At 67.2% G+C, this 2,877-nt stretch carries 3 protein-coding genes and 1 pseudogene; all 4 read left to right on the forward strand.

Annotated elements, in window-relative coordinates; genetic code table 11:
* A pseudogene (locus ACIQ42_RS17700) lies at positions 1-211 on the forward strand (M48 family peptidase); the annotation flags it as partial.
* Between the two features lie 31 nt (positions 212-242).
* Entirely contained in the window at positions 243-980 is a 738-nt protein-coding gene (locus ACIQ42_RS17705; protein WP_397423546.1) for a DsbA family protein, read from the forward strand.
* 20 nt (positions 981-1,000) lie between these two features.
* On the forward strand, positions 1,001-2,494 hold the full coding sequence (locus tag ACIQ42_RS17710; protein WP_397423547.1) for an NAD(P)/FAD-dependent oxidoreductase: 1,494 nt from the start codon (positions 1,001-1,003) through the stop codon (positions 2,492-2,494).
* Between the two features lie 53 nt (positions 2,495-2,547).
* Positions 2,548-2,877 (forward strand): aldehyde dehydrogenase family protein (locus ACIQ42_RS17715; protein WP_397423548.1); only part of this gene is annotated, 330 nt, incomplete at its 3' end.

A 2,877-nucleotide genomic window follows, 5' to 3' on the forward strand; every position in this document is an offset into this window, starting at 1 on the left:
TGGCCTGGCCCGCCTGGCCACGGCTGAATACAACTTCAATGTCGGTGACAAGCGCCAGGCGCGGGTGTTTGCGATGCGGGCGCGCGAGATGCTGGACAAGGGGACGCCCGAGTGGCGGCGCGCCACCGACATCTTCCTGGTCTCGGAGCCCAGCCGGGAGGAAATGCGCAGCCTTGGCCGCGAAGGTCTGGTTGCCGTTGCGTCGCATTGAGTCCGGCCGCCCGTCAGACTATCTGAGCATCATGAAAGCCGCTGCTCCTCTCGTCCTGGCGCTGGTCGCCGCCCTCGCCGTCGCCGGTTGCCAGAACACCGAGGACGCCGCGTTCGGCGCGAAGGTGCGCAGCTACCTCCTGGCCCACCCCGAGGTGCTCGAGGAAATGGCGGCCAAGCTGCAGGAAAAGCAGCAGCTCAAACAGCAGACGGCGGCGAAGGATGCGCTGGCGAAGTTTCGCCAGCAGCTGGAGCGTGACCCCCGCGATCTCGTCTTCAACCCCGGCGGCTCCGTCACGGTGGTCGAGTTCTTCGACTATAACTGCGGCTACTGCAAAGTGGCCGCACCGGAGGTCGTTAAGCTGATCAAGAGCAATCCGGATGTGCGGTTTGTCTTCAAGGAATTCGCCTTCCAGACCCAGGACTCCATTGCCGCGGCGAAGATGGTCCTGACGCCCACGGCCCGGCCAAAGGGTCTTGAGCTCCACACAGCCCTGATGGCCCAGAAACCGCTCAATCCCGAAACTGTGGATCGTGTGTTCAAGGCCGCCGGGGTCGATCCCGCCCGGGCCCGCGCCGGCGCCAATGATCCTGCCATCGAGCGCCAGATCGCGGAGACGCACGATCTTGCCCGCGCGCTGGGCATCGACGGCACGCCGGCCTTTGTCGTCGGCGACCAGATCATTCACGGCGCCGACCTGAACGCTCTGAAAGCCGCCATCGAAGCCGCAAAGGCGGGACCGATGAAGCGGCCACCATCATCAACCTGAGCCGGAACGGGGACCCAAGGATGGGCGAGCGCATACTTGTGATCGGGGCCGGCATGGCCGGTCTGTGGAGCGCCATGGCGCTTGCCGGCGGTGATCGGGAAATCCTGCTGCTGGATCGTGATCCATCTCCGCCCGAGGGCGGGGCGGACGTGGCCTTCGAGGACTGGAAGCGCCGGGGTGTCAGTCATCTGCGGCACAGCCACGCCTTCCTGGCCCGCCTGCGCACCCTGGCCCGCGACCGCCACCCGGCCCTGCTGGACGCCCTGCTGGAAGCCGGTTGTCGCGAACTCGGCTTCGAAGGTTCGCTGACAGAACGCCACAAACAGAACTATCGCCCCGAACCGATCGACCAGGATCTGGCGATCCTCACCAGTCGGCGCACGACCCTGGAACTGGTCATGCGGCGCTATGCCGAGCAGTTGCCCGGGGTCACGATTCAGCCGGAGACCTTCGTCAAGTCGCTGATCGTCGAACCCGGCGCACCCGCAAGGGTCACCGGCGTGCGGCTGGAAGACGGCCGTGAACTCGCCTGCGACATCCTGGTCGATGCGGCCGGGCGAAACTCACAGGCGCCGGAACTGCTCGCCGCCGCCGGGGTGACGATCCCGGAGACGTCAGAGTCCTGCGGGGTCATCTACTACACCCGTCACTACCGTCTGGAGCCGGGCGCGGCAGAGCCGCCGCGCGGCGCAGGATCGACCACCGGCGATCTGGGCTATCTGAAGTTCGGCGTCTTCCCCGGGGACAATGGCTGCTTCTCCATCACACTCTGCGTACCCGAGGTCGAGGAGGAGATGCGCAAGGCGATCGTGGCGCCCGAGGCGTTCGACGCCATCTGTCGCACCCTGCCCGGCGTGGCCGCCTGGATCGAGCCGGAGCGCACCCGCCCCACCAGCCGGGTCTTCGGCATGGGCCAGCTGGAAAGCCGCTGGCGCGAACTGGCGCCCAAAGACCAGCCTGTCGTCCTGGGCTTCTTCCCCGTGGGCGACAGCATTGTCCGCACCAATCCGCTCTACGGGCGCGGCTGCTCCTTCGCCGCTGTCAGCGCCCATCTGCTGGCCGACAGCCTCATGGCCACCCGCGACCCTGCGCAGCGGTTGAAGTCCTACCGCGACGCCCTCAACCGCGATCTACGGCCCTATTATGACGCCATGCGCCAGGCCGACCGCTCGGCCATCAAGCGCGCGCGGGCCGCCTTGCTGCCGCCCAAACCGCTCACCCTTCGCGGCCGGCTGATGAAGGGCTTCCTGGAAGACGGCGTCGCCATCGCCATGCGCGAGGATGTGGTGCTCCTGCGCGCCTTCCTGCGCGGCTTTCACATGCTGGAGCATCCCAACGCCTGGCTGAAGCGTCCCGCCAACATTGCCCGCATCGTCAGGGTCTGGGCCCGGGGCAAGACCCGTAACGCCGCGCTCTACCCGCCGAAAAGCGGCCCGGAGCGTACCGAGATGTTCGAAAACCTGGGCATCCCGCATATGGCCGACATGGAACGGGTCCGCGCCGAAGCGGCTTGACCGCCGTGGCGTAAAGGCGCGAGCGTCCGGGTTTCCCTTCCGGAGGACGCGCGATGGCTGAGTTCAAACTGCTGATCAATGGTCAACTGGTGGCCGGCGACGCCACGATGGACGTGATCAACCCCGCGACCGAAGAGACGGTCGCCACCTGCGCACGCGCCTCCATCGCCCAGCTGGACCAGGCCGTCGCGGCCGCCAAGGCCGCCTTTCCGGCCTGGAGCAAGACCAGCATCGACACCCGGCGCGCGGCCCTGATCGCCATGGCCGACGCCATCCAGGCGAATGTCCCGGAACTGGCCCGCCTGCTGACCCAGGAGCAGGGCAAGCCGCTGGAAGCCGCCATGGGCGAGATCTTCGGCGCCTCGGCCTTCTTCCGCTACTTC

This window comes from Phenylobacterium sp. (assembly GCF_044372605.1).
Classification (GTDB): Bacteria; Pseudomonadota; Alphaproteobacteria; order Caulobacterales; family Caulobacteraceae; genus Phenylobacterium.

Excerpts from the sequence above, each read along its gene's own strand:
- ACIQ42_RS17705 (WP_397423546.1), top strand. The coding sequence starts at position 243 with ATGAAAGCCGCTGCTCCTCTCGTCCTGGCGCTGGTCGCCGCCCTCGCC.
- ACIQ42_RS17710 (WP_397423547.1), top strand. The coding sequence starts at position 1,001 with ATGGGCGAGCGCATACTTGTGATCGGGGCCGGCATGGCCGGTCTGTGG.